Genomic DNA, 23,844 nt, shown 5'->3' on the forward strand with positions numbered 1-23,844 from the left:
GTTTGTTTTATTGTATTAAATTGGTTGCGGGAGTAGGCAACCACCGTTGTCTACCCAGATTGATTTGTGCAGTTTAGCCTTGGGGTATTTCAGCGCAAGTCGTGGGCCGGACCCGTGCAGTTGCGATGAGGCGACCTCCAGCGCTTCATCCCATTCTGCATGGCTGACACAGAGGTTAGCCACGCCTTGTCTTTTCGGGGAACCACACGGATCGACTATCGCTGCCGATCCGCCGATCAAACGCCTCATGCAAGGTCATATCATACGCTGCGCCGCCAAGTGCTGCGGTTGGCTATTTCTTCTTCTCGTTGATGTTCAGCGGTGTCTTGCCCTTGTTGAAGTCAGCGGTCGCAAGAACCTTGACGGCTTCCTTCTTGGGTTTCTTGGCTTCCTTGCTGCCGCGCTGCTTGTCACCTTTAGACATGATGGTGTTCCTTGCTCCGGATTTCGTCGATCATCCCGATCAACCAGGGTCACTGTCGGACACCCCTGCGGTGCTACGCAGGTCAAGCCCCCCGGGCGAAGGGCCATACAGTGACTTCATCCTATGCCAGCCACAAACGCCAGCACTGATTTGACAGGTCCGGTCGCTGCAGACTACCGAAGCGGTCATTGTCGGCAAGAAAGTGTGACGTCGAGCGCGCGCCCGAAGATGGAACACCTGTTTTCAGCGATCGCTACTGGAGGTAGGGGCAAACCGCACCCAAGCGGCAGTGGAACAGGCCCTATCTGGGTCGCAGCCCTCGCCTTGCCGCCGCTCCTGTTCTTTATCGTTTGTTTTTGTGGCCTTCATTCGGTGCGGCATTTCACCCAGACCCTACAAAGCGTGCCAAAGTCCGGCCAAGCCGTGCTGATATCTGCTGTGCCTTCTTGCACTGTTGTCGTTATCGCAGGCATCGCATGGGTGTTGCTGCCACAAACCGATGTGCAACTCAGCTTACAGATCGTCTTTATCGGCCTTGCTGCGCTGACCGTTCCTGACATGCTGCTGGTCGATAGGCTGCACCGGCAAGGTTGATCGCGGCAGGCTGTAGTTGCAGATCAGCGGACTTTCATAGGCAACACCGGGCCGGATCGATTTTGCGTAGCAAGCCACCAAAGGGGGTCATGGCGCGACGTTCGGCACAGAAATGCGCAAGCGGGTTGGTGTTTAGACTGCTTTTTGCGATTGGCTTTCCGGCGCTTGAAGCGCGATTTGGCGCGGGTGTCAGAGGTCTCGGCTTTTCACGTTGACGGCTTCTTAGCGCGTTGTATAGTCGTTCAATAGCTGCATATCTCAGCATCCCAGACATCAAGATTTAGGCGCTGCCTGATGCCAAACAACCGGTGGTACATTCCCCGAAAAATCCGGCACTCAGTCTTGCCGGGAATGTCTATGTCTGTTGAGGCCCCCCATGATCAAGGAGACCGACCATAAGGTCGGTCCGTCATATCATCGCCGGGGATAGCCCCGGGACGATCCGCACGCTTGATGCGCGGGTCTGGGGAAAAAGCGACGCCCGCCCCAAGGTCTACATCCAAGCCGGTCTGCATGCAGACGAAATGCCGGGCATTCTGGTAGCCGATCATCTGGCGGAAATCCTGGACGCCGCCGAGGCACAAGGACAGATCGCGGGCGAGATATGGCTTGTTCCCGCCGCCAACCCGATCGGTCTGGAGCAATGGATCGCGCATAAACCGCAGGGACGTCAGGACCTGACTGCCATGCGCAATTTCAACCGGGGTTTTCCTGATCTTGCCGCACTGTCAGCAGATGCCTTGGAAACAGTGCTGACCGGATCGGAAACAGAAAACCTGACCCTGATCCGCCGGGCTTTTGGACAGGCTTTGGCTGCTTTGCCGCGCAGCAATGCGCTGGCGGACCTTCAACTGGCCCTGATGACGTGGTCGCATGATGCCGATTACGTCCTCGATCTGCATTGCGACCATCAGGCGGTTTTGCACTTTTACGCGTCACCGGCGCGCCCAAAGGACACGTCCCTGCTGAGCCGCGCCACAGGTGCAAAGCTGGTGCTTGAGCAAGAGATATCCGGCGGCAATGCCTTTGACGAAGCGCATACAGCCCCTTGGGCAAGCCTGCGCCGGCGTTTCGGCCAGAGCTTCCCGATTTCGGCTGGCTGCTTTTCCGTCACGCTGGAATATCGCGGCCAAAACGACGTGAACGATGCGTTAGCCGCAAAGGATGCCGCCGGACTGATGGTGTTCATGGGAGCAATCGGAGCCGCCACAGGCCAGTCGCAACCCGCCTTTGAAGAGGCCCCTGTGTTGCCACTGGGCGGAGCGGGGGAAATATTTGCACCGCAAGGTGGGGTCGTGCTTTGGCGGGCCGCGCCGGGCGATTGGGTGACCAAAGGCGACATCATCGGCGATGTGCTTGATCCGGTCACGCGCGTGCGTGCGCCCATCCAAGCCGTCACTACCGGCCTGTTGTTTCGCGTCGAACTCTGGCCTTCGTGCCTGCGCGGACAAAGCCTTGCCCATATCGCCGGAGAAGAACTCTTACGTGAGGGCCACTTGTTATCGGATTGAACATTTAAGGAGGATTGAAATGACGACGACACGATTTTCTATCTTGGCTGGCAGTTGGCTGGCTCTGGCTTGCGCCTTTGCGGCGCCGGCATTTGCGCAGGACGATACGCTTGATCGCGGGATCGGGTCGGAATGGTCGTCAATGGATCCGCATGTGAACTTTGACGCCGCAGCGGGTTCCATCCTCAGCGATGCCTATGAGGGCCTTGTCAACTATAACGGCTACGACATCCTGCCCGGTGCTGCCAAAAGCTGGGAAGTCAGCGAAGACGGCCTGACCTATACATTCAACCTGCGAGAGGGGCTTGTCTGGTCAAACGGCGATCCGCTGGTCGCCCAGGATTATGTTGACGGGCTGATGCGCACGCTGCTGCCCGATACCGGATCAGAGCGCGGCTATTACTTTACATCGGTCGTCCAAGTCGTCGGGGCCGCTGACATCATCAACGGCGATGCGACAGATGCGTCCGGCCTTGGTATGACAGCACCGGACGACCGGACCGTCGTGATCCAGCTGGAAAATCCTGCACCGCATGTCATGAACATTCTGGGCGGGGCCTTTTCGATGCCACCGCTGCATAGCCCCAGCGTTGAAGCAGAGGGTGCGGGCGTCTTTGTCAATCCCGCGCGCGTTGTCACCAACGGTGCCTATCTGATCCGCGAGATCGTCCCGCAAAGCCATGTGCTTTTGGAACGCAACCCGCTGTATTGGGACGCGGCAAATGTCTCTATTCCCTTCGTGAAGTACCATGTGACCGAGGACGCCTCGACCGAATTGCTGCGCTATCAGGCGGGCGAATTGGAAGTCACCTATGATATTCCGCTGGCCCAGATGGAAGGCTTGCAAGCCACGGTTCCTGACGAGGTCAAGATCACAGCGGGTGTAGATATTGTCTATTATTCGTTCAATCTGCTGCGCGAGCCGTTTCAGGACATCAACCTGCGTCGTGCGCTTACCATTGCGATCGACCGCGAAACGCTGGAAGGGCGGATTGTGCGTGCGGGGGCCACGCCCAACTATTCCTTCTCGGGCGGGTTTGACCCGAACTACAAAATGCCGGTCTTTGACGAAGCCGCTATGACACAGGAAGAACGCAACGCCTTGGCGCAAGAGCTTTATGCCGCCGCAGGCTATGGGCCGGACAACCCGTTGCGGATTACCATCCTACCGACCGTCGCCGAGGAATCCGTCCGCAGGGCGCAGGGGATCGCCTTGATGTGGAAACAGGTTCTGGGCGTCGATGCGGTGGTCGAACCACAGGAACGCAAAGCTTGGCTTGATGCCTTCTATGCCGGCACATGGGACGTCTTTGCCGATAACCTTGTCGGTGATTTCCCGGGGCCAGAGACATTCCTGCCTTACATGCGCCCAAGCGCAGAGGCGGGCTACAACTGGGTGTCGCCCGAATACGAGGCAGCCATGGACGTGGCTTCGGCGCAGACAGATCCGCAGGCGCGGCTTGATGCGCTGGCCGTTGCGGAAAAGATCCTGCTGGATGACTACATCGTGGCCCCGATCTCGATCATTCCCACACGGCGGATGGTCAGCCCAAGGGTCGGTGGCTGGCTGGAATCGCCAGTGGGCTATCACAACAGCCAATACCTGACACTGGAATAACAATCGGCACAGGGGCGCGGCCCGCCGCGCCCCTTTTATCGCAGGGATGGCATGCTAAGATTTCTGACCACACGGGCGGGAGATGGAATTCTGACGCTGGCGGCACTTGTGACGCTGACGTTCTTCGTCATGCGGCTTGCCCCCGGTGGGCCGTTCTCCTCCAATCGCAAGATTTCGCCCGATATCTTGGCCAATATCGAGGCGACCTATCATCTGGACGAGCCGCTTTTGCAGCAATTCCTGCGATATGTTTGGGGCGTCGTGCGGTTCGATTTCGGCCCGTCCATCCGGTTTCGGGACTATTCGGTCGCCGATATCCTGATCTCGGGATTGCCCTATTCGCTGACCATCGGGCTCTGGGCTGTCCTGGTGGCCACGGTCACGGGTGTGACGCTCGGCATACTAGGTGCACTGAAGCGTAATTCGATCATCGACTATTCGGCAGGCGTCATCGCGGTGATCGGCATCGCGGTGCCAATCTTTGTACTGGCCCCGCTCATGCAAGTCTATTTCGCGCTGACACTGCGGTGGTTGCCTGTGGGCGGATGGGGCGACAGCTGGCGCAATCTGGTCCTGCCCATCGTGGCGCTGTCCTTGCCCAACATCGCCTATATTTCTCGGCTGACCCGTGCCGCGATGATCGAAACACTGCGCGAGAATTATATCCGCACGGCCATGGCCAAGGGGATCGGTGGCCGCAGGGTTGTCTGGAACCACGCTTTGACAGGCGCTGTCTTGCCGGTGGTCGCCTATCTTGGGCCTGCAACAGCGGCGATCATCACGGGGTCTATCGTGATCGAGACGATCTTTGCCTTACCCGGGATCGGCCGCCATTTTGTGGATGCAGCACTGAACCGCGACTATCCTTTGGTGATGGGGATCACGATCCTTTACGGCGGTTTCCTGATCGTGTTCAACACTCTGGCCGATATCCTGCGCGGCTGGCTGGACCCAAGGGTGCGCAATGAGTGACACCAGCCTCGCCCCGATCCCGCAAAGCACCCTGTCGCTGCAGATGGGCCGCTTTCGGCAAAACCGCTTGGCCATGGCCAGTATCGTGGTGCTGACGGCGATCATTCTGGCGTGCTTCATCGGGCCATTCTTCTTTCCCTTCACGGGCGAGGATGCCGATTTCGACGCAATCAATCTGGGGGTCGATTTCACCTCGATCCATCTTTTTGGCACCGATAACTTTGGGCGCGATCTGCTGGTGCGCACCTTGGAAGGAGGCCGCGTGTCACTGACGATCGGGTTTCTAGGGGCGGTGGTAGCGGCGATCATCGGCGTGCTTTATGGTGCGATCTCGGGGTTTATTGGTGGCAGGATCGACCGGATCATGATGCGCCTGGTCGAGGTGCTTTACGGCTTTCCCTATGTCATTCTTGTGATCCTGCTGTCACTGCTCTTTGGCGGCGGCAATCTCGCGCTGTTTGCGGCCATTGTGTTCACACTCTGGCTGACACCGGCCGTGATCGTGCGCGGCCAAGCCCAGTCGTTGGCACGGCGCGAATTTGTCGAGGCCGCACGGGCGGGCGGCATGACTGACGGCCAGATCATCGTGACCCATATCGTGCCCAACACACTGTCCACCGTGATCGTCTATTCCAGCCTTTTGGTTCCCGAGGTGATCCTGTCGGAAAGTTTTCTGTCCTTCCTTGGCATCGGCATCAAGGAACCGCAGGCCAGTTGGGGCAATCTGATCCAAAGCGGCACAGCAGCGATGAGTACAGATATCCGCCTGCTTCTGCTGCCCGCAGGTATGCTGGCCACTGTGCTCTTCTGTCTCAATTTCATAGCAGACGGCCTGCGCGATGCCTTTGATCCAAATGACAGATAGCTTGCTGCGTGTCCGCGACCTGGTCGTTCAGTTCCGCTTGCCCGAAGGTGATGTGACCGCGGTGGATAATGTCAGCTTCGACGTGGCCCCGGGCGAAGTTTTGGGCATCGTCGGCGAAAGCGGTTCGGGCAAGAGCCAGATCCTGTTCAGCCTGATGGGACTGCTGGCCGGAAATGGACGGGTTAGCGGGGCGGCGCATTTTGCAGGGCAGGATCTGTTGGCGATGCCGCCGCGCGCGCTGGATCAAGTGCGTGGCGTGGCGATGTCGATGATCTTTCAGGATCCGATGACCTCGCTTAGCCCTTACAAACGTGTCGGAGATCAACTGGCCGAAGGGCTGATCGTGCACAAGGGCCTGTCGCGGCGCGAGGCGGGGCGCGAGGCGGGGCGGATGCTGGACCGCGTGCGCATTCCCGATGCGGCACGGCGCGCCCGGTCCTATCCGCACGAGTTTTCGGGCGGGATGCGCCAGCGTGTCATGATCGCGATGGCGCTTTTGGTGAAACCGCAGCTTTTGCTGGCGGACGAGCCGACGACGGCGCTGGATGTGACAATTCAGGCGCAAATCATCGATATTCTGGCAGAACTGGCCCGCGAAATGGGCACAGCGATCATTTTTGTCACCCACGACCTTGGGGTTGTGGCCCGACTTTGTGATCGGGTGATCGTGCTTTATGGCGGGCGGATCATGGAAGAAGGTCCCGCAGCACCCCTTTTCGCCGCCCCCGCGCATCCTTATGCCAAGGGGCTATTGCACGCCACACCACGCATTGCGGCCCCGCTCTCGCCACGCTTGGAAACGATTGCTGGCACGCCGCGAGCGGGCGGCGCGATGCTGCCCGGTTGCCCCTTTGCCTCTCGGTGCGACCAGCGGATCGACATCTGCCAGACGGCACAGCCACCGCTGAAGGTCATTGCACCCGGACGTCTTTCCGCCTGCCACCTGACGGGAAACGCCGCATGAGCCCGCTGCTGGAGGTGCGCAATCTGAACGCGGGCTATCCGCTTGCGCGCGGTCTGTTTTCGCGTCCGCTACACCTGCCCATCGTGCATGACGTGTCTTTCACGCTGCAGGCAGGGCAGACCTTGGGCATTGTCGGGGAATCCGGCTGCGGTAAATCCACATTGGGACGGGCGATCCTGCATCTGCTGCCGCCTGTTTCCGGTCAGGTCTTGTGGAAGGGCGAGGACCTTGGCCAGCTGCCTCCCAGGGAACTGCGCAAAAGACGGTCGGAGTTCCAGATCATCTTTCAGGACGCGGTCGCCGCACTTGACCCGCGCATGACGCTGGGCCGGATCGTCAGCCAGCCGCTGATCACCTTCGAGCCGGGCTTGAACCGTGCAGCCCTGCACGAGCGCGCGGCCGAGGCCCTGCGCCTTGTGGGCCTGTCACCGGATTACGCGGCCCGCTATCCGCATGAACTCTCGGGCGGGCAAGCCCAGCGCGTCGGGATTGCCCGCGCGATTATCGCGGGGCCAAAGCTGATTGTCTGCGACGAACCCGTCTCGGCCTTGGATGTGTCCATACAGGCGCAGGTCGTCAATCTGTTGATGGACTTGCAAGATCGGCTGGGGCTGGCCTTGATCTTTATCTCGCACAATCTGTCTGTGGTCCGCCACATCAGCCACGATGTCATGGTCATGTGCCTTGGCCACACGGTCGAAGCAACGGGGCGGGATGCGTTCTACGCAGGCCCACTGCACCCTTATGCCCGAGCACTGATGGCAGCAGTCCCAGAGCCTGATCCGGTGCGCGAACATGCACGTCTGGGCCAATCGCTGCCGGGTGAATTGCCTTCCGTCCTCGCCCCGCCACCCGGTTGCGTCTTTGCCAGCAGATGCCCGCATGTCGTTTCGCACTGCAATTCAGAGCGGCCCGCTTTGCGCCAGATTGTTTCAGGCCACAGTGCTGCCTGTCATTTTGCCGAGGTCTTATGACACCTGTTCAGACCCTTGCCCGAAAATGGGCCGCCCTGCCCCAGATCGAAACGCTGCATGCCTCGGGCGATGGGGCGTGGGCCTTTTGGGCATGGTCCGGCCTGTCGGAGGTCTCCGAAATCTGGACGGCACCCATGGATGGGTCATCCCCGCCCATGCCGCTGACGCAAGACAGTGCCGACCACCTGGCAATCCGTGATGTCAGCCATGATGGCCGCCGCCTGATCCTTGCCCATTCGCCTGACAGCTGCGAACACGACCAACTGCTGCTGCTTGACCGCGACAAGGGGAATGTACTGACACCGCTGACCCCGCTCCAGCGGGATCACTATGTCTATGGCGGGCGGTTCTCGCCAGACGGGCGCAGCATCAGCTATATCAGCGATTATGATGACGAGGCCGGAGAGGTCATCGCAGGCAATCTGATCTATCTGCACGACTTGGAAACCAGCGCACGGAAAATCCTGTTCCGCAGCCCCGACCCCTTCGGCGCTGGCACGCAATGGAGCCCCGACGGGCAGCATCTCTTGTGGCATCGCCATCGCTTGGCCCCCGGAGCTGTGCAAATTTGGGTGATCGGTGCTGATGGGACCAACTCGCGCGAACTGGTCTGTCTGGGTGAAAAAGCCGTCGTAATCGGCTGGTGGCTGGATGCTGGGCGCATCGCCATCGTGGCGGACGGGGCAGAGGGCGACCGGGTCGGCATCGTCACCCTGGCCGACGGGGCCATCACATGGCTGGCGTCAGAGCCGGACCTTCGCCCGCAAACACTGGTGATTGGCGCAAACGGACAGTTTGCCTGCCACAGTTTTACTGATGCAACCCTTGAAACTGTCGTGTTCACCGATGGTGCTTATGCATCGCTGCCTAACCGTTCTGGCAGACGGTCACTTTTGCCACTGGCTGGTCTGCCGGACGGTGGCTGGCTGGCCGAGGGCTATGACGCCTCTGCCGCGCACGAGGTTGTCCACATCGGACCTGATGGCACCTGCACGACGCTGGCATCCCCCCCAACCAAAGCCCAGTTTTGCGTGCCGGAAACCCTGGATTGGACAGCCCCCGATGGGGAGAGAACCCAAGGCTGGCTCTACCGTCCAGACGGTCCGGTGCGCGGGCATATCACCTATGTCCATGGCGGGCCGACTTGGCATTCGGAGGACTGGGTGAACCCCAAGATCCAGTTCTGGGTGGCCTTGGGGTATTCCGTGCTTGACCCGAACTACCGTGGCTCGACCGGACGCGGCATGCACTGGCGCGAAAAGGTCAAAGAAGACGGATGGGGCGGACGCGAACAGGCCGACATCCGTGCAGGCACCGAAGCGGTGATCGCCATGGGCGTCGCACCTGCCGACAAGATCGCCGTTGCGGGCAATTCCTATGGCGGCTTTTCAAGCTGGTACGCCATCACCCGCCACGCCGATCTGGTGACGGCCGCGATCCCTATGTGCGGGATGTACAAGCTCGACATCGACTATAACGCGACCGAAATGCCTTGGGGACGTGCCTACAGCGAAGAAATGATGGGCGGTTCGCCGGATGAGGTGCCTGAACGCTATGCCAATGCAAGCCCAGGCAATTTTATCGACCAGATCCGCGGGCATGTGATGGTCGTACATGGCTTGGCCGACAGCAACGTCGGACCAGAAAACACCCATGTTGCCGTGCGCGAACTGACTGCGGCCGGAATCCCGCACGAGGTGATGCTGTTTCACGACGAAGGTCACGGGGTGACCCGCCGTGCTAATCTGACCGCCTATCTGGAACGGACAGCCGCGTTTCTGGAACGCGCTTTTGCAAAGGGGCGGCGGTGAAGGGCTTTTTTGTCACGGGGCCACTCGATGACGGCGATCCGGTGACGGGGAATTATTACGAGACAGCATCAGATGACCCTGCCCGTCCGCAGGTCTGGGCCTATACCGACAAGATCAGCTATGCGCCCGGCGATGTGCTGCGCCTGTATGCGATCTCCCATACCGATCAGATCACCGTCACAATCTGGTGCGATGGTCTGGTTCCTGAAAAGGTACTGTCCACCACCATCCCCGGCGGCTTTGCCCTCACACCCGCCGATTGCGCGATGCGCGGCTGCGACTGGCCCGAGCGGGCGGCCATCACGATCCCCGATCATTGGCGTTCCGGCGTTTACCGCATGACCTGCGAGGTGTCGGGGCATCGGTCCGAGCATGTCTTTGCACTACGCGCCAAGGACCGCAAAGCCCCTTTGGTGATGATCCTGTGTACCGGCACTTGGTGCGCCTACAACGATTGGGGCGGGTCGAACCACTATCAAGGTCTGAGCGGGCCTTCGGGGCATGAATTTGCGGCACATGTATCGCTCCACCGGCCTTGGGCGACAGGTTTCGTACAATGGCCTGCGGATGCGCCGCGCATCCCGCACGCCTCGCCGCTGCGCACGAAACCGCGCTATCCGCACATGGAATTCGCGCGCGCCGAAGGTGTTTCCAAGAAATACGCCTCTTCCGGTTGGGCGGCCTTTGAGCGACCCTTCATGCACTGGTGCGCGGCCCAAGGGATCGCCTGCGATGTCATCACGCAGCATGATCTGCACCGTGACCCTTCGGCCCTAGCCGCCTATGCCCGTGCTGTCATTGTCGGCCATGATGAATACTGGTCATGGGACATGCGCGACCATCTGGACGCATGGGTAGATGCAGGTGGGGAATTGGCGCGTTTTGCCGGCAATTTCTTTTGGCAAACCCGCCTGTCCGAGGATCTGAGCATCCAGACCTGCTACAAATCACGCGCTGAGGCAGAGGATGATGTCGCGGACCGCCAGCGCCTGACGTCCTATTGGGACCACCCCAGCGTGGGGCGTCCTGCTACTGCGACCATGGGGCTGACCGGAGCGGCAGGAGTCTATGCCGGTTGGAGCCGTTGCGCCGCGCATGGTACAGGCGGTTTCACGGTCTACCGCCCTGATCACTGGGCCTTGCGCGATACAGGTCTGGGCTATGGGGATATCTTAGGCACTGACGCGCGGGTCTTTGGCTATGAGGTGGATGGGATCGACTATACGATGCCCCGCGGCCTGCCCTTTCCCGCAACTGAAACCGGCCTTGCGGGTGATCTGACGATCGTCGCCTTGTCGCCCGCCACAACGCTGGCCCATGCGACAGGGCCGGACGACGCCGACGCCTTCATAGGCACAGCCGATGCCGAAGATCTGGCGTGGCGGGTTTTTGGCAGCACTGATCCGGACGCACTGGGCAGGGCATCACGCGGGAATGGCTGCATCGCGGACTACAGGCGTGGCAAGGGGGCCGTTTTCAACGCTGCCTCTTGCGAGTGGGTCGCGGGGTTGATCGCAGCGGATGAACCGGTGGAAGCGGTCACACGGCGGGTCTTGTTGGGGCCCTGGCGCTAAAGAAAAGCCCGCAACACTGCGTCAAGGTTCTGACCGAGTTCGGGGCACAGATATCCGCCCTCCTGCACGATCACTACAGGCAAGCCGAGGGCGGCAATGGCTTGGCCGATCCGGACAAATCCTTGCGTGGTCACGGCAAGCCCCGCGAATGGATCGCCCTCGAAGGCATCAAGCCCCAATGCAAGCACCAGATGTGTGGGCGCAAAATCCGCCACATGACCAAGGGCCATGTCCAAGGCCGCCAAAAACCCGTGGTCTCGCGTCCCGCGCGGCAGCGGCAGGTTGAGGTTGGCCCCTTCTCCCGCACCTTCACCCGTTTCAGTCGCATAGCCCCAGAAGAACGGATAAAAGCGGACGGGGTCCGCGTGGATCGACACCGTCAGAATATCACCACGACTATAGAATATGGCTTGGGTGCCGTTGCCGTGATGCAGGTCAACGTCAAGGACCGCCACACGCGCGCCCTGCCCTGTCAGGCTTTGCGCTGCGATGGCACTGTTGTTGAGATAGCAAAAACCACCCGAAAGTTCGGCAAAGGCGTGATGTCCGGGCGGGCGGCACAGCGCATAGGCGGCCCGCGCGCCCGACCATACCAGATCGGCGGCCTCTAAGGCGGTCTGCGCACTGGCATAGGCCGCATCCCAAGTGGCAGGCCCGATGGGGCATGACGTATCCATCATATGATAGCCTGCCTGCCCCACGGCAGAGGCGGGATAACCGACATGCCGGTGGTCGGGGTGGATATTCGGGATCACCTCGGCGCTGGCACCTGCGATGCGTTGCCAGCGATTGTGGATGTTCTTGAGGAAAGTCAAATAGCGTTCGGGATGGACGGCCTGAATTGGGGCCATGCCCCGATCCGTCGGTTCCTTGACGGTCAACCCAAGCTGCGTGACAGCCGCAAGCAAGGCCTGCGCACGGTCGGGCTTTTCCGGGCATGGCTGCGGCGCACCGGACGACAGAAAGAACTGCGGATCATGCGCAGCCTGAACAGGATCAAAGACAGCAATCATGCGGTGTCTTTCCGCGCGAAACGCGCCAGCACTGCCCCGTCGAGGATCAGTAAATCGCCGCGTTCGCGCAAAGTGAACCCCTGTCTAGCGTACCAGCCCTGTGCCGAGATGTTATCTTGGTCCACCATCAGCGTCACATAACTGGGCTCCCAATCCTGACAGCAAACGAGCGCCGCACCGATCAAGGCAGAGGCTACGCCACGCCCCCGCGCCGCCGGTTTGACATAAAGGTCCTGCACATAAAGCCCGGTGGTACCACGCCAGCTTGAGTATTCAGGAAAGACCAACGCCAGCCCGATGCACTGCCCCTCATTTTCGGCCAGAACCGCCCGAAACCGCGGTTCAGGGCCAAAGCCATGCTGACGCAGGGCCTGCTCGGTCCCCGCGATCCTGCGGCCCACTTCGGCAGCCATCTGCTGCAAGAGCATATGGATCTCAGCAACATCCGCCGCGACAGCCGTGCGATAACCGATGGTCAAACGACTTCTTCCGCCCGTCCCTTGAGGTAGAGCATTGCGCGGGCATCGGCAGGTGTGGCCACGTCGCGGCCCATCCCTTCGACGATCGAGCGGATACGGGATACCTGTGCGGCATTCGACGGGGCCAGCACCCCTTTGCCCAGATAAAGATTATCCTCCAGCCCGACGCGGACATGCCCGCCCATCGCGGCGGACATCGTGGCCATCGGTATCTGCATCCGGCCCGCCGCGAGGACCGAAAAGATGTAGTCATCGCCGAAAAGCCTGTCGGCGGTCCGCACCATATGGGTCAGCGTATCCGGTTCGGCCGCCATCCCGCCCAGAACGCCAAAGACGAACTGGATGAAATAGGGTGGCTTGACCAATCCGCGATCAACGAAATGGCGCAGCATGGTCAGGTGCGACAGGTCGTAACACTCGAACTCGAACCTTGCACCGCGCTGCGTCCCCATCTCGTCGAGGACCTGGGCGATATCGCGCGGGGTATTCTTGAAAACAAGATCATCCGTGCCTTCCAGAAAGGGTTTTTCCCAAGCATGCAGAAAGGTCTTGATCCGGGGGATCATGGGATAAAGCGCGAAATTCATCGTGCCCATGTTCAGGCTGCACATTTCGGGTGCGACAGCGCGGGGAACTGCCAGTCGCTGATCAAGCGTCATGACCGCCGAACCGCCCGTGGTCATATTCACAACCGCATCGGTGCCCGCCGCGATGCTGGGCAGGAAACCGGCCCAATGGTCGGGGTCCGATGACGGGCGTCCGGTGGCGGGGTCACGGGCGTGCAGGTGCAGGATTGCGGCACCCGCTTCTGCGGCCCCGATGGCCTGTTCAGCGATCTGCGTGCCCGTAACCGGCAGATAGGGCGACTGCGACGGGACGTGAATAGAACCGGTGATGGCGCAGGTGATCAGGATCTTGCTCATGAGAGCGGCAATTCACATGCGGTGGCGAAGGCCGTCAGCGCCTCGCCCAGCAGCGCCACGATCTCGTCGGCCTGTGCGATCGTGGTGATCATCGGGGGGGCAATCACGATGTGATCCCCCTCGTATCCACCCCGAGACCGCCGCGGATAGACGATTAAGCCAAGGGCATAGGCGGCTTCGGTCAGGCGGTCGTAGGCTTTCATGGCGGGTGGCAAAGGCGCACGCGTGGCGCGGTCAGCGACAAGCTCGATCGCCAGCAGCAAGCCCATGCCGCGCACATCGCCGATAAAGGGAAACCGGTCCATCAGGCCGGTCAGACCACGCTTGAGATGATCACCCACGACCTGGGCATTGCGCATCATGTCCTGCCGGATGATTTCATCGAGCACCGCAAGCCCCGTCGCGCAGGCCAGCGGATTGCCCGCATAGGTAAAGCCATGGGCAAAGCCACCTTTGGCCATCACGGCCTCGACAATCTCGCCGCGCGCGACGATGGCCCCAAGGGGGATGTAGCCCGCCCCGAACCCCTTGGACAGCGCCAGAATGTCCGGCGCGCCAGCCCAGTGCTGCCCACCCAGAAAGCGCCCCGTGCGACCGCCGCCCGACATCACCTCGTCATGGATCAAGAGCACACCGTGACGGGTACAGATTTCGCGGACAGCCTCCATATAGCCCGCAGGTGGAACAAGCGCCCCTGTCGAGGCGCCGCCAATCGGCTCGAGCAGGAAGGCCAGAACCGTGTCGGGCCCTTCGGCAAGGATCGCCGCCTCGAGCATGTCGGCGTAATGCGCACCCGTGGCCGGATCGGCAGGGTCCAGACCGTCCAGCCATGCCCGTGGTGCGGGCACCTTGGGCATGGCCTGCATCATCGGTGCAAAAGGATCTGTCAGGCTGTCATAGCCTGTCACCGAAAGCGCCCCCAGCGTGCAGCCATGATAAGACGGCCAGCGTGAGATGACTTTCCAGCGGCTTCCCTCGCCCACCGCAACCGCATAGGCGCGGGCAAGCTTCATCGCGGATTCCACGGCCTCTGATCCGCCCGAGACAAAGAACACGCGGTTCATGCCGGGCCAGACCAGTTCGACCGTGCGCTCTGCCAGCGCCTCAGAGGCTTCGGTGACAAAATGCAGGCGATAGCCAAAGGTCGACTTGTCCATCTGGGCGCGCATCGCGTCCAGCACGGCAGGATTGCTGTGCCCGATATTGCAGACCATCGCCCCGGACGATCCGTCGATGAACCGCCGCCCCTGGGTGTCCCACATGTAAATTCCCTCGGCCCGGTCCAGTGTCGGGCGGGAGTGATCGGTCTGGTAGAACAGATAGGATGGGCTGTTGCGCAGGGTATCGGGTGACATGGCGCTGAATTCTCCGCAGATGGTCAAGAGTGGCATGACCAAAGACGTTTGAGAAGGGGCCACCTGAACGGAGACAGGGTGCCATCCGGTCAATTCATCGGCGCGCCGCCTTCGGCTTTGCGGCGGGTGATATAGCTGTCGATGGCCTCGAGCCGCGCCGGATCAAGCGGGGGTTGCTCGTAATCCGCAAGAAGCTGTTTCCAGACGGCATTGGCCCGGTCTCGCGCCGTGATGCTCCCGTTTTCAAGCCACTGCCCGTGGTTGTCCCAATTCGACAAAAGCGGCGTGTAGAATGCGGTTTCATAGCGGCCCATCGTGTGGTCCGCGCCAAAGAAATGGCCCGCAGGCCCGACGGTGCGGATCGCCTCGACTGCCAATGTGTCAGGTGTCACCACGATAGGGTCGAAATAGGCCGCCATCATCTGCAAAAGTTCGGCATCAAGGATCAGCTTTTCAAAACTGGCCGTAAGCCCGCCATGCATCCAGCCCGCGGCATGATTGACCAGATGCGCCCCGCCCATGCAGGCCCCCCAAAGCGACATCTGCGATTCATATGCAGCCTGTGCATCGACCTCGTTCGCAGCCGTCACGTTTGATGATCGGAAAGGGACGCCGATGTAACGGGCCAATTGCCCGCTCGCCTGTGCTGCCTTGACGTATTCGGGCGTACCAAAAGCAGGCGCGCCCGAGCGCATATCCACGTTAGAGCTGAACCCGCCGTACATTACCGGGACACCGGGCCGGACGATCTGGGTCAGGGCAATGCCCGCCAAAGCTTCTGCATGTTGCTGGACCAGCGTGCCTGCCAAGGTCACAGGCGACATCGCACCCGCCAGCGTGAAAGGCGTGATCACATTGACCTGACCATAGGTCGCCAGACAGATCAGCCCTTCGGCCATCGGGATATCAAGTTGGAGTGGCGAGTTGGTATTGATGATCCCCAAAAGCGTCGGCCTGTCCTTCAACCCGTCAGGTGTGGTGCCCAGCGCAAGTGCGGCAAGTACGATCCCGTCCATCGTGCGCGCATGACCCAGCGTTTGGGTTTGCCAGTTCTTGTCCAGCAAGGTGATCTGCGCGCGGAAGATATCCAGATGCCGCGTCGCGGCGGGCAGGTCCATCGGCTCGAAGGGGCCGCCGCCTTCCTGGTGCAGGATGTTCAGGCTTTGGATGACGCGCATGTAGTCGCACATCTCGGCAAAGGTGCCGTCACGCTTGCCGCGGTCATTGTCCATAACATAAGCGGGCCCGCCCACCGCACCAAAGATCAGATCGCGCCCGCCAAGCCGCAGGTTGCGGGCCGGATTGCGCGCCTCTAGCGAGAAATGCTGTGGCACGGTCTGAATAAGCTGGGGGATCAGATCGGGATCGAACTGCACCATATCGCCTTGGACGGCTGCACCGGCCGCACGGAAATGATCCCTCGCGGGGGAATGCAGCACTTTCATGCCAATTTCCGCCAAAACCCGCAGCGCAGCGTGGTGGATCATCCCGACCTGATCTTCGCTCAACACCGCGACCGGATCATAGGGGCAGGTGAGTTGCGAAAAGGGCGGCTGGTTCAGCCCGCCGATCATCCGCCCTTCGCGGGATTTTCCGCGCCTCACGTCACAGGCTCGGTCAGCGGGACAGGCCCATCGCGGCGCAGCTTGGCATTGGACGGGGCCAGATCGAGGGAGCGGGCTGTCTCATGCGCCTGATAGACGACATGGACCAAGGCGCCGGGCGCGCGTGCATCACCGGTCAAAGACAGTGACATCCGATCATCGCCGCCCCCTGCAAGACTGTCATAGAGCGCGCTGCCTCCTGCCCGTTGACCCACGATCACAAGGCTGCGGGCCGCAATCTGCCGCACCGCCCCGGAAAACACATGGGCAAGGTCGATTGTGGCACCGTCAAAGCCGGTCACGATTTCACTTGTGCGCAAGGCGACGCCCAATCGTTCAAGCGCCTGATGCATGCCCGGTTGCTCGTTGGTCATGATACCCCATGCGCCAGCGGCTCCACCCGTGGTGATATAGGTGGTCTGCAAGCCCAGCGTGGCCAGATGTTCGGCAATGGCCGTCCCCAGATAGTAGTTGTCAAAGTCAAACACAGCGACCGGCCCCTCGGGGACTTGTCCCTTTGCCAGATCATCAGGTGTAAGGATGCGCGGTGCATCCAGTCCCGGAACCGGCAGCTCGTTGGCACCGCATAGCCGAGTGGTCCAACGCGCACCTGTGGCGACAATGACGTGATCTGCGCCGAAATCTCGGACATCCGCGCCGGTCATCGGGCTGGCGGGATAAAGCGACACATTGTGCAACTTGCGCAACTGGCCCAGACGATATTCGGCCACACGCATCCATGCCCGCAGACCGGGCAGCGCGCTTTCGAACAGCAGTCGTCCGCCAAAATCGTCCCGCGCCTCGGCCAAGGCCACATCAAAGCCGCGCCGTGCTGCGGTCAATGCGGCCTCGAGACCCGCAGGCCCGCCGCCGACGATGAGCACCTGCCCCGCGCGATCCCGTGTGACGATCTCGGGATGCCAGTTGCGTCGCCATTCTTCGCCCGCCGTCGGGTTTTGCGTGCAGCGCACCCAGACACCGTCATGCCACGACGCAATGCACATATTGCAGCCGATACATTCGCGGATATCGTCCTCGCGGCCTTCGTCGATCTTTTGGGGTAGAAACGGATCGGCGATCGAAGGCCGCGCGCCGCCGATCAGGTCAAGCACCCCGCGTCGGATCATGCCTGCCATGGTGTCGGGCGATGTGAACCGCCCCACCCCGACAACGGGCTTGTCCGTGACGGATTTCATGAAGTTGATCACCGGCTCGTGGCTGCCTTCGGCGGCAAACCGTGACGGCGCGCAGTCATAGGCGGAATAGTCCATCTTGACGTCGAACAGATCAGGCGCGTCCTTTAGCAGGCCAACCACCTCATGCGCCTCGCTTTCGGCCACTTCGGAAGGTCTTGCACGCAGTTCCTGCATCGACATCCGCAGCGCCACGGCACAGCGCCCATGGGTCGCTTCGCGCACGGCATCCAGCAATTCCGCGACCAGGCGAACGCGATTGCGGACTGAACCGCCATAGGCATCGGTGCGGTGATTATAGTCGGGCAGCAAGAACTGATAGGGCAGATACCCCATACCGGCATAGACATAGAGGATGTCAAAACCGGCCTGCTCGGCCCGTATCGCCGCATCGGCATGCCATTGGATCAAAGCGCGGATATCCCCAGCATCCATGATCTTGGGGCGTTGCGCGGACATGAACCCCACATGGGTTGGCATCCAGGGCACGCCGGAGGGGCTGAGTGGTGCAATCCGGCTGGTCCGGTTCACCGCCGCAGCACCGCCGTGCCAAAGCTCGATCCCCGCAAGGGCCCCATGGGCATGGACGGCATCGGTCATAAGGGCATGGGCGCGGATGTCCGCATCATCCCAGATCGTAGCGCAAGGGAACGGACTGTCGTCAGAAGACGGATCGACCGAGGCCGCACCGGTGCAGACCACGCCCCAGCCTCCTTCTGCCTTCATGCCGCGAAAGGCCGCACGCACATGCGGGGCCGCATTGGTCATGCCACTTGCGTGGGGCACCTGAAAAAAGCGGTTCTTTGTGGTTTTGGGCCCGATCTTGAGCGGCTGGAACAACGGATCATACTGGGGATTGCGGGCCAAGACCATCTCCTTGTTGAATGTTTGTATTATAAGTAGCAAAAGCGGGCTGCGTCAATCGGAACAGGGCAACATCGGCGTTGCGCCAAAAGGCCGATATTGTACAATCGTCCAACAACAGCGAGGTATCGCGATGACAAACGTCAGAACCGATTTTCCCTTTCCGGTCGAAGTGATCGAGAATGTTTTTGTCCCGCTCCCTGACGGGACACGATTGGCCGCCAAACTTTGGCGCCCGAAAGGCGCGGTTCCCGTGCCCGCTATTCTGGAGTACCTGCCCTATCGCAAGCGCGACGGGACACGCTACCGCGATCAGGGGATGCATGCATATCTTGCAGGGCATGGCTATGCCTGCGTCAGGCTCGACATCAGAGGATCGGGCGACAGTGAAGGACTGATCGACGACGAGTATACCGTGCAAGAGCAGTTGGACGGATGCGATGCCATCGCATGGCTGGCCGCACAGGACTGGTGCGACGGTCAGGTGGCGATGATCGGAATTTCTTGGGGTGGCTTCAATGGTTTGCAGATCGCGGCACGGCAGCCTGCCGCGCTCAAGACGATCATCACTGTTGGGTCCACCGACGATCGCTATGCCACTGATATCCACTGGGTTGGCGGCTGCTTGAGCAAGGACAATTTTGACTGGTCGGCCACGATGATGGCCACCAACGACCTGCCCCCTGACCCCGATGTCGTAGGCGATCGCTGGCGCACGATGTGGCAGGCACGGATGGCGCATCAACGGCCATGGATCACCGACTGGCTACGCCATCAGCGGCGCGATGACTTCTGGAAACAAGGGTCGGTCTGCGAGGATTTCAGCGCGATCAAGGTTCCCGTCTATGCCGTGTCGGGCTGGGCGGACAACTACTCGGAAAGCGTTCCACGCCTGCTTGCGGGTCTAGATGTGCCACGGCGCGGGCTGATCGGACCTTGGGCCCATTCCTACCCGCATGACGTGACCGTGGAACCGGCTATCGGCTGGCTGCAAGAGGTCGTGCGCTGGTGCGATCAGTGGATGAAGGGGCGTGACACCGGCATCATGCAAGAACCGATGTATCGCGTCTGGATGCAGGACAGCGTGCCACCGGCGACCTGCTACCGCACCCGTCCCGGGCGCTGGGTTGCCGAGGACTGCTGGCCTTCACCACGGATCACGACGCACCGCATGCCGCTTGGTGCGGACGGGCGGTTCAGTGACATCGCAGGAACGCGCAGTATCTGCTCGCCTTTGTGGGTTGGCATGAATTCGGGCGAAGTAGGCCGCTATGGTGACGATGCCGATTGGCCCGGCGATCAGCGCGAAGACGATGGCGGTAGCCTCGTCTTTCTGTCGGACCCGTTGCCAGAGGCTATCGAGATCCTTGGCGCGCCGCAGATCGCCTTGCGCTTCTCCTGTGACAAGGCCTTCGCGCTGATCGCGGCCCGCCTCAATGATGTCCGGCCAGACGGCAGCGCCACGCGTGTCGGCGTCGGAATACTCAACCTGACCCATCGCGACAGCCATGAATACCCGACACCGCTGGAACCCGGGCAGGACTATGACGCCGTCGTCGAAATGGATGATATCGCACACCACTTCCCTGCGGGGCATCGGATCGCTGTCGCCTTGTCGACGGTCTATTATCCGATGGTCTGGCCATCCCCTGAACTGGTCACTTTGACGGTCCATTGCGGAGCGTCGGCGCTCCATCTGCCGATCCGTCCCCCACGTCCCGAGGATGACAGGCTGCGCCCCTTCGATCCGCCCGAAGAGGCAGCCCAAACGCCCGTTGTGCATCACGCCAGCCCCGCCACAAACCGCCGGCGCATCACCCGCGACTTGTTGAACGGCAAGATCGTCGTGGATTTCCCGCGCTGGACTTACGCGATGGAGATGACGGATATTGAGCAGACCCAAATCTCGACCGGCACATGCCGCCATGAAATCACCGAAGGCGATCCGCTGAGCGCCGCGACCTATACGGATAACCGCGTTGAGATCCGGCGCAAGGATACCACGATCCTGCACCACTCGACCGGCAGCCTGACCTGTGACGCGACACATTTCATCGTCCAGATGCAGGTGCGCCTGTCAGAAAACGGGCAAGAAGTTTTCGCGCGAGACTGGCACGATCGCATTCCGCGTGACATCAATTAGGTGATGACCGCACATACGCCAAAATACCGCCGCTACGAAGCCCCCGAACGCCGCGAAATGCTGGTCGAGGCAGGGCTCGCCTGCCTTGCTGACGGCGGTGTCTCGGGCTTTACCATCGACCGGATTTGTGAAGCGGCGGGAGGGGCATCTCGCGGGCTGATTACGCATCATTTCGGGTCCAAACAGCAATTGCTGCGCGCGTGCTATACAACAGCCTATGACCGGATGTTGGGGGCAGCGGCGCCGGGCGGTTCTGCGCAGACCTCATTGCCACAGATGATCGAGGCGCTGCTGTCCGAAGACTACACATCCCAAGGCACGCTTCGGGCGTGGCTGGCGATGTGGGGCGAGGTGGCCAATGATCCGGACCTGATGCAGGAACACCGGCGCTACTATGACCACTACCTCGGGCGCGTGGTGCAGGCGATCCGCGAGATCTCGGACGGCCGGATGCTTGCGATCTCCGAGGAATCGCTGGCGACACTGTTCATCTCGATGGTGGACGGTCTCTGGCTCGAACGCTGCCTCGACCCAGAAAGGCTTTCGCGTGCCGATGTGCAGCAGGCCTGCTATGATCTGCTGGAAGCCTTTCTTGGACCGATCCGGCCGCAAACTGGCTGAGTTCAAAGCAGGCTGAGTGACCTGCGCCACTGAGCCGTCGGCGATTTCAGGGTTCATATCATTATCGAACACCCCTGGTGCCGCATCTGGCCAACATGCATTCCGACGGCAACATCGGTCTGAAGAGGCCCAAACCCGGAGTTGAATTGGGCAAATAACCTCCAGGTCAGCGAGGGTGATCAAACACTGAAGGTTTGAGGAGCTCGCATCTATGACAAAGGCCGCTGCATCAAACGCCGCAAATACAAACCGGATGCTGGTACAGGCCCGTTTTGGCGCCCTTGACCGTAGAGCAGTGCTGAGCCCTTCGTGGCTGGGGCACAAACATAAACGGCGCTCGACCTTCTGGAAGACCTGCAGCGTCTGGTCCTGTGCCCTGACTTCGGCAAGCCTGACATCAGGCGGTGAAAACCGCCGCTGGGTCAGCCCTGTCGACCCGGTTGCACGCTCAGGGTTCCGTCGGCGATCCAGCCGTCGAAGATTTCCAGGACCCGTTGGCAAAAGGCATCGTCGTTGATGTGCGCGTCGATTTCGGACAGGCTGACGGGCGGCCGAATGACGGCCCGGACCTCGGTGATCACAGCGCGTAGCGCCTCGGGGTCATGGAACGCTTCGCCGGGGCGGTCCCAAGCCTCGATCCCCTGCAAGGGCATCACGAAATGCACGGGTCCCTTGGCCCCTGCCAGACGCGCGCCAATGTCGCGGATCAGCGCCAACCGTTCCTCGGTCGAAAAACCCGCGGACTTGATCAGACGATTGTGGGCGTGGAACGGACGGTCGGCTTAGGCCGACGGGACCTCTTGCCAACCGGCAAGGTCGAAGATGTCGGTGCAGCCCGGCGCCACGATCTGCGGTATCCCGCGCTGCCCCGCATTGGTCAGACGGTCAACCCCGCCATGCGCCACCGATCCCACCATAAGGTTTCCCAACTCGGGCAGCGAAAAATCCATCGAACAGGCGAAATGTCCGTCCCGTGCCAGCGCCTCGAAGGCCATGCCGCCCATGCCGGTAGTATGAAACACCGCAACGTCGAACCCCCGCACCTCCAGCGGGGCCTTGAGCCGCGTCATGTAGCTCAGGCAAGAAGACCCAAGGCTGGTCATGCCGATCAGCGGGCGGTCGCGGCGCAGGGCATCGCCCCCATTGCCGCGCCCCAGACCGCCCCGGCCGCTTGCGCCAGCGAGGCCTGGCAGATCGCGTTTAGCCCGTAAAGCCCGCCCGCCCAAAGGATCATCTGGATGTCGGGGGCAAGCCGGTCTGGCGGGATCAGCGGCGAGAAGCTGACGGTCGAGACAACGTATTTCGGCACACCAAGGGGCAGGGCCTGAGCGCAGTCAAGGACCAGGTCGGTCCCCAGCGTCCCGCCCAGCCCGATCATTGCATCAATCCTGCCTTTGGCATGCAGCCGTGAGGTCAGCAAAGCCGCCCCCCGCGCCATGATCTGCATCCCAGTGTTTTCATCACCCGACGCGATCACCCCGGCAATCGTCGATGCTGCCGCCGCCGCGACATCGTGCTTTGACACATCGGTCGGCCGCAAAGGGTCGCCCAGCACGCTGACATCCATCGTCAGCACCGCGCCACCCAAATCCCGGATCCTCTCGGCCACAAAGCGCAGTTCGGCGTCCTTGGTGTCATAGGTGCCGATCAGCAGAATGGTCTTGGTCATGGTCGTCTCCTCAGCCTCGCATGATCGTGCCCGCCGGATCGTAGAATGGCGCAAGCTGCGCATCGACCGGATAGTGCTGCCCGGCGATCTGCACGGCAAAGCCGCCCGCGTCGATCCAGTCGCGCGTCACACCCGCCGCGCGGTGCAGCGTCGCCAGCCCCACCATCGCGCCCAGCCGCCACCCCCACCCGCCCGAGGTCACATGGCCGACCAGTGCGCCGTCCTTCCAGATCGGCTCGTTGTGGATCAGGTAGGGACCGGCTTCCGCCGTCGCACCGGGAACGCGGATCGCCAACGTGCGGTCGCGTGTCGCGGCGCCAAGTTCAAGCTTCTGCGCCAGCAAGGCCGCGCGCCCGACGAAATCTCCCTTGTCTAGCGCGACGGCGAAGCCCAGTCCGGCCTCGAACGGCGTGTCCTCCTCGGCGATGTCGTGGCCAAAGTGGCGGAATCCTTTCTCCAGCCGACAGGCCCCCAACGCGAACATCCCGGCATGGCGAAGCCCATACGCCGCCCCCTGCCGCAGCAACCCCTCGTAGACATGGGCGGTGAATTCCACGGGGATCAGCAGCTCATACCCCAGCTCGCCAAGGAACGACCGCCGGATCGCCCAGACCCGTGCATGGGCAAGGTCGATCTCGCGCGCGGCGCCGACACCCGGAAATGACGCGCCGCT

At 61.4% G+C, this 23,844-nt stretch carries 19 protein-coding genes and 1 pseudogene; 11 read left to right on the top strand and 9 right to left on the bottom strand.

The window, feature by feature from the left end; genetic code table 11:
* Nucleotides 1–292: 292 nt before the first annotated feature.
* Nucleotides 293–424: a hypothetical protein gene (locus KG698_RS15710; RefSeq protein ID WP_300984052.1), complete on the bottom strand. Its 132-nt coding sequence runs from the start codon at nucleotides 422–424 to the stop codon at nucleotides 293–295.
* Between the two features lie 228 nt (nucleotides 425–652).
* On the opposite strand from KG698_RS15710, the gene KG698_RS13595 reads away from it, so the two are divergent.
* The 9 genes from KG698_RS13595 (at nucleotide 653) to KG698_RS13635 (ending at nucleotide 11,307) form a co-directional block, all read left to right on the top strand.
* Nucleotides 653–1,018, top strand: coding sequence for a Brp/Blh family beta-carotene 15,15'-dioxygenase (locus KG698_RS13595; RefSeq protein ID WP_213686115.1), 366 nt, complete (start codon nucleotides 653–655; stop codon nucleotides 1,016–1,018).
* Between the two features lie 440 nt (nucleotides 1,019–1,458).
* Nucleotides 1,459–2,529, top strand: coding sequence for a succinylglutamate desuccinylase/aspartoacylase family protein (locus KG698_RS13600; protein ID WP_367114115.1), 1,071 nt, complete (start codon nucleotides 1,459–1,461; stop codon nucleotides 2,527–2,529).
* A gap of 19 nt (nucleotides 2,530–2,548) precedes the next feature.
* Nucleotides 2,549–4,147, top strand: coding sequence for a peptide ABC transporter substrate-binding protein (locus KG698_RS13605; protein ID WP_213686117.1), 1,599 nt, complete (start codon nucleotides 2,549–2,551; stop codon nucleotides 4,145–4,147).
* 51 nt (nucleotides 4,148–4,198) lie between these two features.
* Nucleotides 4,199–5,119 (top strand): ABC transporter permease, encoded by a 921-nt coding sequence (locus KG698_RS13610; protein WP_213686118.1) that lies wholly within the window; start codon nucleotides 4,199–4,201, stop codon nucleotides 5,117–5,119.
* Nucleotides 5,112–5,984, top strand: a complete 873-nt coding sequence (locus KG698_RS13615; protein ID WP_213686119.1) for an ABC transporter permease — start codon at nucleotides 5,112–5,114, stop codon at nucleotides 5,982–5,984. Before KG698_RS13610 ends, KG698_RS13615 begins: the two co-directional genes overlap by 8 nt.
* On the top strand, nucleotides 5,974–6,948 hold the full coding sequence (locus KG698_RS13620) for an ABC transporter ATP-binding protein (protein WP_367114114.1): 975 nt from the start codon (nucleotides 5,974–5,976) through the stop codon (nucleotides 6,946–6,948). Before KG698_RS13615 ends, KG698_RS13620 begins: the two co-directional genes overlap by 11 nt.
* Nucleotides 6,945–7,922, top strand: coding sequence for an ABC transporter ATP-binding protein (locus KG698_RS13625; RefSeq protein ID WP_213686121.1), 978 nt, complete (start codon nucleotides 6,945–6,947; stop codon nucleotides 7,920–7,922). Before KG698_RS13620 ends, KG698_RS13625 begins: the two co-directional genes overlap by 4 nt.
* Complete coding sequence (locus KG698_RS13630) at nucleotides 7,919–9,733, top strand: prolyl oligopeptidase family serine peptidase (protein WP_213686122.1); 1,815 nt, start codon at nucleotides 7,919–7,921, stop codon at nucleotides 9,731–9,733. Before KG698_RS13625 ends, KG698_RS13630 begins: the two co-directional genes overlap by 4 nt.
* Nucleotides 9,730–11,307: a N,N-dimethylformamidase beta subunit family domain-containing protein gene (locus KG698_RS13635; RefSeq protein ID WP_213686123.1), complete on the top strand. Its 1,578-nt coding sequence runs from the start codon at nucleotides 9,730–9,732 to the stop codon at nucleotides 11,305–11,307. Before KG698_RS13630 ends, KG698_RS13635 begins: the two co-directional genes overlap by 4 nt.
* On the opposite strand, the gene KG698_RS13640 is transcribed toward KG698_RS13635, so the two are convergent.
* From KG698_RS13640 to KG698_RS13665, 6 genes are all read right to left on the bottom strand, one after another.
* On the bottom strand, nucleotides 11,304–12,320 hold the full coding sequence (locus tag KG698_RS13640; RefSeq protein ID WP_213686124.1) for a histone deacetylase family protein: 1,017 nt from the start codon (nucleotides 12,318–12,320) through the stop codon (nucleotides 11,304–11,306). The two genes, KG698_RS13635 and KG698_RS13640, sit on opposite strands and share 4 nt — an antisense overlap.
* Entirely contained in the window at nucleotides 12,317–12,799 is a 483-nt protein-coding gene (locus tag KG698_RS13645) for a GNAT family N-acetyltransferase (protein WP_213686125.1), read from the bottom strand. Before KG698_RS13645 ends, KG698_RS13640 begins: the two co-directional genes overlap by 4 nt.
* On the bottom strand, nucleotides 12,796–13,722 hold the full coding sequence (locus KG698_RS13650) for a 3-keto-5-aminohexanoate cleavage protein (RefSeq protein ID WP_213686126.1): 927 nt from the start codon (nucleotides 13,720–13,722) through the stop codon (nucleotides 12,796–12,798). The genes KG698_RS13645 and KG698_RS13650 overlap by 4 nt, the downstream gene beginning before the upstream one ends.
* Entirely contained in the window at nucleotides 13,719–15,077 is a 1,359-nt protein-coding gene (locus KG698_RS13655; protein ID WP_213686127.1) for an aspartate aminotransferase family protein, read from the bottom strand. The genes KG698_RS13650 and KG698_RS13655 overlap by 4 nt, the downstream gene beginning before the upstream one ends.
* Before the next feature lie 89 nt (nucleotides 15,078–15,166).
* Entirely contained in the window at nucleotides 15,167–16,681 is a 1,515-nt protein-coding gene (locus tag KG698_RS13660; RefSeq protein WP_213686128.1) for a trimethylamine methyltransferase family protein, read from the bottom strand.
* Nucleotides 16,678–18,741, bottom strand: a complete 2,064-nt coding sequence (locus KG698_RS13665) for an FAD-dependent oxidoreductase (RefSeq protein ID WP_213686129.1) — start codon at nucleotides 18,739–18,741, stop codon at nucleotides 16,678–16,680. The genes KG698_RS13660 and KG698_RS13665 overlap by 4 nt, the downstream gene beginning before the upstream one ends.
* Nucleotides 18,742–18,871: 130 nt before the next feature.
* Here KG698_RS13665 and KG698_RS13670 point away from each other — a divergent pair, with 130 nt between their 5' ends.
* Both KG698_RS13670 and KG698_RS13675 read left to right on the top strand, forming a co-directional pair.
* Nucleotides 18,872–20,881 (top strand): CocE/NonD family hydrolase, encoded by a 2,010-nt coding sequence (locus KG698_RS13670; protein WP_213686130.1) that lies wholly within the window; start codon nucleotides 18,872–18,874, stop codon nucleotides 20,879–20,881.
* 3 nt (nucleotides 20,882–20,884) lie between these two features.
* Nucleotides 20,885–21,502, top strand: a complete 618-nt coding sequence (locus KG698_RS13675; RefSeq protein ID WP_213686131.1) for a TetR/AcrR family transcriptional regulator — start codon at nucleotides 20,885–20,887, stop codon at nucleotides 21,500–21,502.
* 422 nt (nucleotides 21,503–21,924) lie between these two features.
* On the opposite strand, the pseudogene KG698_RS13680 reads toward KG698_RS13675, so the two are convergent.
* Both KG698_RS13680 and KG698_RS13685 read right to left on the bottom strand, forming a co-directional pair.
* A pseudogene (locus KG698_RS13680) lies at nucleotides 21,925–23,171 on the bottom strand (Tm-1-like ATP-binding domain-containing protein).
* A 10-nt stretch (nucleotides 23,172–23,181) separates the two neighbouring features.
* A partial coding sequence (locus KG698_RS13685; RefSeq protein ID WP_300984061.1) for a glycine cleavage T C-terminal barrel domain-containing protein occupies nucleotides 23,182–23,844 on the bottom strand: 663 nt, incomplete at its 5' end.

Source organism: Roseicyclus sp., assembly GCF_018402035.1.
Classification (GTDB): domain Bacteria; phylum Pseudomonadota; class Alphaproteobacteria; order Rhodobacterales; family Rhodobacteraceae; genus Roseicyclus.

Excerpts from the sequence above, each read along its gene's own strand:
- KG698_RS15710 (WP_300984052.1), bottom strand. The coding sequence starts at position 424 with ATGTCTAAAGGTGACAAGCAGCGCGGCAGCAAGGAAGCCAAGAAACCC.
- KG698_RS13595 (WP_213686115.1), top strand. The coding sequence starts at position 653 with ATGGAACACCTGTTTTCAGCGATCGCTACTGGAGGTAGGGGCAAACCG.
- KG698_RS13605 (WP_213686117.1), top strand. The coding sequence starts at position 2,549 with ATGACGACGACACGATTTTCTATCTTGGCTGGCAGTTGGCTGGCTCTG.
- KG698_RS13610 (WP_213686118.1), top strand. The coding sequence starts at position 4,199 with ATGCTAAGATTTCTGACCACACGGGCGGGAGATGGAATTCTGACGCTG.
- KG698_RS13615 (WP_213686119.1), top strand. The coding sequence starts at position 5,112 with ATGAGTGACACCAGCCTCGCCCCGATCCCGCAAAGCACCCTGTCGCTG.
- KG698_RS13620 (WP_367114114.1), top strand. The coding sequence starts at position 5,974 with ATGACAGATAGCTTGCTGCGTGTCCGCGACCTGGTCGTTCAGTTCCGC.
- KG698_RS13625 (WP_213686121.1), top strand. The coding sequence starts at position 6,945 with ATGAGCCCGCTGCTGGAGGTGCGCAATCTGAACGCGGGCTATCCGCTT.
- KG698_RS13630 (WP_213686122.1), top strand. The coding sequence starts at position 7,919 with ATGACACCTGTTCAGACCCTTGCCCGAAAATGGGCCGCCCTGCCCCAG.
- KG698_RS13640 (WP_213686124.1), bottom strand. The coding sequence starts at position 12,320 with ATGATTGCTGTCTTTGATCCTGTTCAGGCTGCGCATGATCCGCAGTTC.
- KG698_RS13650 (WP_213686126.1), bottom strand. The coding sequence starts at position 13,722 with ATGAGCAAGATCCTGATCACCTGCGCCATCACCGGTTCTATTCACGTC.
- KG698_RS13655 (WP_213686127.1), bottom strand. The coding sequence starts at position 15,077 with ATGTCACCCGATACCCTGCGCAACAGCCCATCCTATCTGTTCTACCAG.
- KG698_RS13670 (WP_213686130.1), top strand. The coding sequence starts at position 18,872 with ATGACAAACGTCAGAACCGATTTTCCCTTTCCGGTCGAAGTGATCGAG.
- KG698_RS13675 (WP_213686131.1), top strand. The coding sequence starts at position 20,885 with ATGACCGCACATACGCCAAAATACCGCCGCTACGAAGCCCCCGAACGC.